Here is a 4,924-nt window from a genome sequence, read left to right as displayed (position 1 = left end):
GTGCTGGAGCAGCCACTCGAGCTCCGAGGAACCGATGACTTCGCAGAACGCCACCCCGTCCACCCCCGCCGCCGACGGCCGCCACGGCGCCGGCGCGGGCGCCCGTCGGCGGCGGGGGTGGACGGGGTGGCGTTCTGCGAAGTCATCGGTTCCTCGGAGCTCGAGTGGCTGCTCCAGCACCCCGGCACGGACGAGCGGCGCACCTGCACGCGGGCAGGGCGGGCTCGCATCGTCGGCGAGACGTCGGTCAGCCTGGCGCGCCTCGGTGGCGCAGCCTGGGCCCGACGTCGATTCCTGCCGCTCCGGATGAGCGAGGGCGGCGCCGGTACACCCCACTCAACCAGACGCGGCCCCGGTGTGGTCCCACCGCCCGGGAGGGACGGGTCACATCGGGTGAGGTGCCCGACCGCGGGCGGCGCCCAGGGGGTGAGCGGCGGGCCCCCGATCGCGGCGTGCACGTGCTGTCCGGTCGACGCCGTCGTGCCGAGGTCGGGCGAGCTCCTCCCTGACCCTGGCGTGTCCTCCCTCACCGCAGACCGCGAGGGAGGACACGCCACGATCCGGTGCCCTGATCCCAGCGCCGGAGCGCGTCAACCGGTGGCGGCGACCTGCGCCGCGGGCGTGCGGCCGAGGACCAGGTCCGCGGCCCGCTCGGCGATCATGATCGTCGGTGCGTTGGTGTTGCCGCGGACCAGCGTCGGCATCACCGACGCATCGGCCACCCGCAGCCCCTCGATCCCGCGCACCCGCAGTTGCGGGTCGACGACGGCCTGCTCGTCGGTGCCCATCCGGCACGAGGACACCGGGTGGTACAGCGACTCCAGGGTGTCGCGGACCTTCTGCCGCAGCGCGTCGCGGCCCTGCACGCCGCGCCCCGGGGACCACTCCTCGCCGAGCACGGCGGCGAGCGGGCCGACCCCCGCGATCTCCCGGGCCTGCTCCACCCCGCTGACCAGCGCGTCGAGGTCGCGCTCGTCGGTGAGGTAGCCGGCGTCGATGGCGGGCGCCCACGTCGGGTCGGCCGAGCGCAGCCGCACCGAGCCCCGCGAGTGGACGTGCACCAGCACGACCGCGGAGGTGAACGCCTCGGCGTCCGGGTCGACCTCCGCCTGCTTCCAGAACTTCACCGGCAGGAAGTGCATCTGCAGGTCCGGTTCCGGGAGCTCGGGGGCGGAGCGGGTGAAGAGGCCCGCCTCGGCGAGGTTGGAGGTCAGCGGGCCGCGGCCGGTCACCTTCCACCTGGCCAGGTTGAGCGGGGTCTCGGCCAGCCGCAGCGACTTCCCGGAACGGGCGGCCCAGATCACCGGCACCAGCGGGTGGTCCTGCAGGCCGGCGCCCACTCCCGGGAGGTCGTGCACCACGTCGACGCCGACCTCGCGCAGGTGGTCGGCCGGGCCGATGCCCGAGAGCATGAGCAGCTGGGGGGAGTTGACCGCGCCGCCGGAGAGCACCACCTCGCGGGTGGCGCGCACCGTGCGCAGCTCGCCGCCGCAGCGGTACTCCACGCCGGTGGCCCGGCCACCCTCGACGAGCACCCGGGTGGTCAGCGCCCCGGTCCGCACGGTCAGGTTCGGCCGGCCCGCGGCCGGGTGCAGGTAGGCGTCGGCGGCCGACCAGCGGCGCCCGCGCCGCTGCGTCACCTGGAACGGGCCGACGCCCTCCTGGGCGGCGCCGTTGAAGTCGGGGTTGCGCGGGTAGCCGGCGGCGACCGCCGACTCGACCACGGCCGTGGTCCACGGGTGCGGCGAGCGCAGGTCCTCCACGCGCAGCGGCCCGCCCACCCCGTGCCAGGCGTCGGCGCCGCGGGCGTTGTCCTCCATCCGCTTGAACAGCGGCAGCACGGAGTCGTAGGACCAGGCGTCGTCCCCGGTGAGCTGCGCCCACTCGTCGTAGTCGGCGCGTGCCCCGCGGACGTAGATCATCGCGTTGATCGACGAGGAGCCGCCGAGCAGCTTGCCCCGCGGCCAGAAGAGCTTCCGGCCGCCCAGGCCCGGCTGCTCGTCGGTCGTGTAGTTCCAGTCGTGCCGGGTGCGCCACACCTTGTAGAGCCCGGCGGGGATCTTGACCTCGAGCACCGAGTCGGGGCCGCCGGCCTCCAGCACCAGCACCCGGAGCGTCGGGTCCTCGCTGAGGCGCCCGGCCAGCGCGCTGCCGGCCGAGCCGGCGCCGACGACGACGACGTCGAACTCCTCCGTGCCCACGAGCGCCGGGTCCTGCGCGTACGCGCCCATCAGCGGTGCCGCCCGTGGACCATGCCCATGACCCGGGCCAGCGCGTCGGCGGCGTTGGCCGGGCGCCCGAAGCTCATCAGGTTCACCGGCAGCGGTACGCGCTGGCGGGTGATGGCCTTGGCGCGGGTGAACTCCTTGAGCCCGTCCTCGCCGTGGATGCGGCCGAACCCGGAGTCGCCCACCCCGCCGAAGGGCAGCGCCGGCACCGAGGCGAAGGTGAGCACCGAGTTGATCGAGGTCATGCCGCTGCGCATCCGGCGGGCCAGGTCCATGGCCTTCTCCTTGGACGCGGAGAAGATCGCGCCGGCCAGCCCGTAGGTGGTGTCGTTGGCGCGCCGCAGCGCTTCCTCGGCGTCGCGCACCCGGGTGATCGTCAGCGTGGGACCGAAGGTCTCCTCCTTGATGGCGGGGGAGTCCTCGGGCACGTCGAGCAGCACGGTGGGCGGGACGTACCCCCCGGCGGGGAACGCGTCGGCGGAGGGGCCACCGGTGACCACCCGGGCGCCCGCGGCCTCCGCGTCGGCGACGTGCCGGCGCACCACCTCCATCTGCGAGGCCATGGTCATCGGGCCGTAGGTCGCCTCGCCGTCCGCACCGGGTCGCAGGCTGCGCACCTGCGTGGTGACGGCCTCGACGAAGCGGTCGTAGACCGCCTCCGTGGCGTACACCCGCTCGATGCCGATGCAGGTCTGGCCCCCGTTGCTCATCGCGCCCCACACGGCGGCGTCGGCGGCGGCCGCAACGTCGGCGTCGTCGTCGACGATCATCGCGTCCTTGCCGCCGAGCTCCATCAGGACCGGCGTCAGCGTCTCGGCGCAGGCGGCCATCACCTTCTTGCCGGTCGCGGCCGACCCGGTGAACGCCAGCTTGTCGACCGGGACGCGGCACAGCGCCGCGCCGGTGGCGCCGTAGCCGGTGACGACCTGGAAGGCGTCGGCGCTGTCGGGGACGGCGGCCCGCCAGGCGGCGGCCAGCCACGCGCCGACGGCGGGCGTGTGCTCGGAGGGCTTGAAGACGACGGCGTTGCCGGCGGCCAGCGCGTAGGCGATCGAGCCCATCGGCGTGAACACCGGGTAGTTCCACGGGCCGATGACGCCGATGACGCCCAGCGGCTGGTACTCCAGGTAGGCCGCGTGGTTGGCCGCGAGCAGGCCGGGGCTGACCCGACGGGGCCCGAGCGCCTTGCGCGCGTGACCGGCGGCCCAGGCCAGGTGGTCGACGGCCAGGGTGATCTCGAGGATGGCGTCGGCGTGCGGCTTGCCGTTCTCGCGGTGCACGAGGTCGGCGAGCTCGTGCATGCGGCGGGCGAGGTAGCCGCGGTAGGCCGAGAGCCGCTGCTTGCGGCCGTCGAAGCCCAGCGCCGCCCACTGCTGCGCGGCGACGCGGGCGCGGGCGACGGTCTTCCCGACGGCGGCCTCGTCGTGCACGGGGAAGACCCCGACGACGGCACCGCCGGCCGGTGCGGTGGACTCGAAGGTCTCCGTGGTGGCGTGCCGGTCGACCGTCCCCGCGGCGGAGCCGGTGACCGTGTCCAACTGCTCGGCGAGCGACATGTGTCGCACGTTACCCGCGGGTCACAGGCACCGGGCCAGGGGTTCGCCCGGTCGGGGGCGGGGCGCTCAGGCCCCGCCGTCCACCACTGCCCAGGCGGTCTTGACCCCCGGCTCGGTGAACCAGCCGTGCGCCGTCGACAGGTCGGCCACGAGGTAGAGCCCGAAGCCACCCAGGCCGGGATCGCGTCCCTGGGCCGGCGCGGGCGGGACGTCGACCGCGGAGTCCCGGACGGCGATCAGCCACCGGTCGCCGTCCCGGCCGAGGACCGCCGCGACGGGGGCCCCGCCGTGGCGCAGCGCGTTGGAGGTGAGCTCGTCGGCGATCAGCACCAGCCGCTCGGACCAGTGGTCGCGCTCGGGAGCGGCGACGGTCCGGCTGCCGGTGGTGGACCGGCGGAGGCGGGCGCGCAGCGCGGCGAGCTCGGCCAGGGAGCTCAGCTCCTGGCACCACACCTCGGGGAACGGTCGCGGCGGTCGCGCGGCCTGCCAGATCCCCACCGGTCACCGCCTCCCCGCGCCGGCGCTGCTCACCGGTCGTGGCGCCCCCGTGCCCGTTCCGGAGGAGCGCGAACCCTCGCCTTCCCCCGAAGTGGGGGCCGTGGTGAGGCGGCGCCAGGCCGTGGCCGGGCGCGTCGTCACCGCCCGCCCGCGGCCCCGCCCGACGGGTAGGGCCGCCGGCCGGCGGTGCGCGCCCGGCCGGGACCTCAGCTCCCCCAGCGGGGGATGGCGACGGCCCCCGGCGCGTGGCCGTGGGTCGACGGTCGGCCACCGGACCGGTGGTGGCCCGCGCCGGTGGCCCCGGGTGCCGGGGCCACGGACTGCCAGCAGCGGAACAGCGACAGCCACCGCTCGGCGGTCAGCTCCGCCGGCCGGGTCGTGGGTGGCAGGCCCTCCTGGCGGAGCCAGCGGACGCCGGCCGTCCCGGGCAGCTGCGCCCGCAGCAGGGCGCCCAGCGGGGCGGACGGCGAGGCGAGGACGGCGTGGGCCAGCCGGTCGAACGCCGCGGCCTCGCCCTCGGGCAGCGCGGTGCGGGCGTCGGCGGCCGGGCCGGTGGGGACGGGGGTGCTGCGTGACACGGGTGCCTCCGGGGAGGTGCGGTGCGGGGCGCCCCGCACCGCACCTCCCCGGAGGCACCCGTGT

4 protein-coding genes are annotated in these 4,924 nt (G+C 76.0%); all 4 read right to left on the bottom strand.

Features of this window, described 5'->3' with window-relative positions; all coding sequences use genetic code 11:
- Window positions 1-590: 590 nt before the first annotated feature.
- The 4 genes from E9565_RS21535 to E9565_RS21520 all read right to left on the bottom strand — a co-directional run bounded on the left by E9565_RS21535 (window position 591) and on the right by E9565_RS21520 (window position 4,860).
- Window positions 591-2,231 (bottom strand): GMC family oxidoreductase, encoded by a 1,641-nt coding sequence (locus E9565_RS21535; RefSeq protein WP_236828743.1) that lies wholly within the window; start codon window positions 2,229-2,231, stop codon window positions 591-593.
- On the bottom strand, window positions 2,231-3,784 hold the full coding sequence (locus tag E9565_RS21530) for an aldehyde dehydrogenase family protein (protein WP_236828742.1): 1,554 nt from the start codon (window positions 3,782-3,784) through the stop codon (window positions 2,231-2,233). The genes E9565_RS21535 and E9565_RS21530 overlap by 1 nt, the downstream gene beginning before the upstream one ends.
- A gap of 66 nt (window positions 3,785-3,850) precedes the next feature.
- Window positions 3,851-4,282, bottom strand: a complete 432-nt coding sequence (locus E9565_RS21525) for an ATP-binding protein (RefSeq protein ID WP_236828741.1) — start codon at window positions 4,280-4,282, stop codon at window positions 3,851-3,853.
- A 206-nt stretch (window positions 4,283-4,488) separates the two neighbouring features.
- Entirely contained in the window at window positions 4,489-4,860 is a 372-nt protein-coding gene (locus tag E9565_RS21520; RefSeq protein WP_236836693.1) for a hypothetical protein, read from the bottom strand.
- Between the last annotated feature and the right edge of the window lie 64 nt (window positions 4,861-4,924).

Origin of the sequence: Blastococcus sp. KM273129, from assembly GCF_021698995.1 — a bacterium.
GTDB lineage: Bacteria > Actinomycetota > Actinomycetes > Mycobacteriales > Geodermatophilaceae > Blastococcus.
The sequence above is the reverse complement of the archived record's forward strand: the minus strand, read 5'-3'. Positions and strand labels throughout refer to the sequence as shown.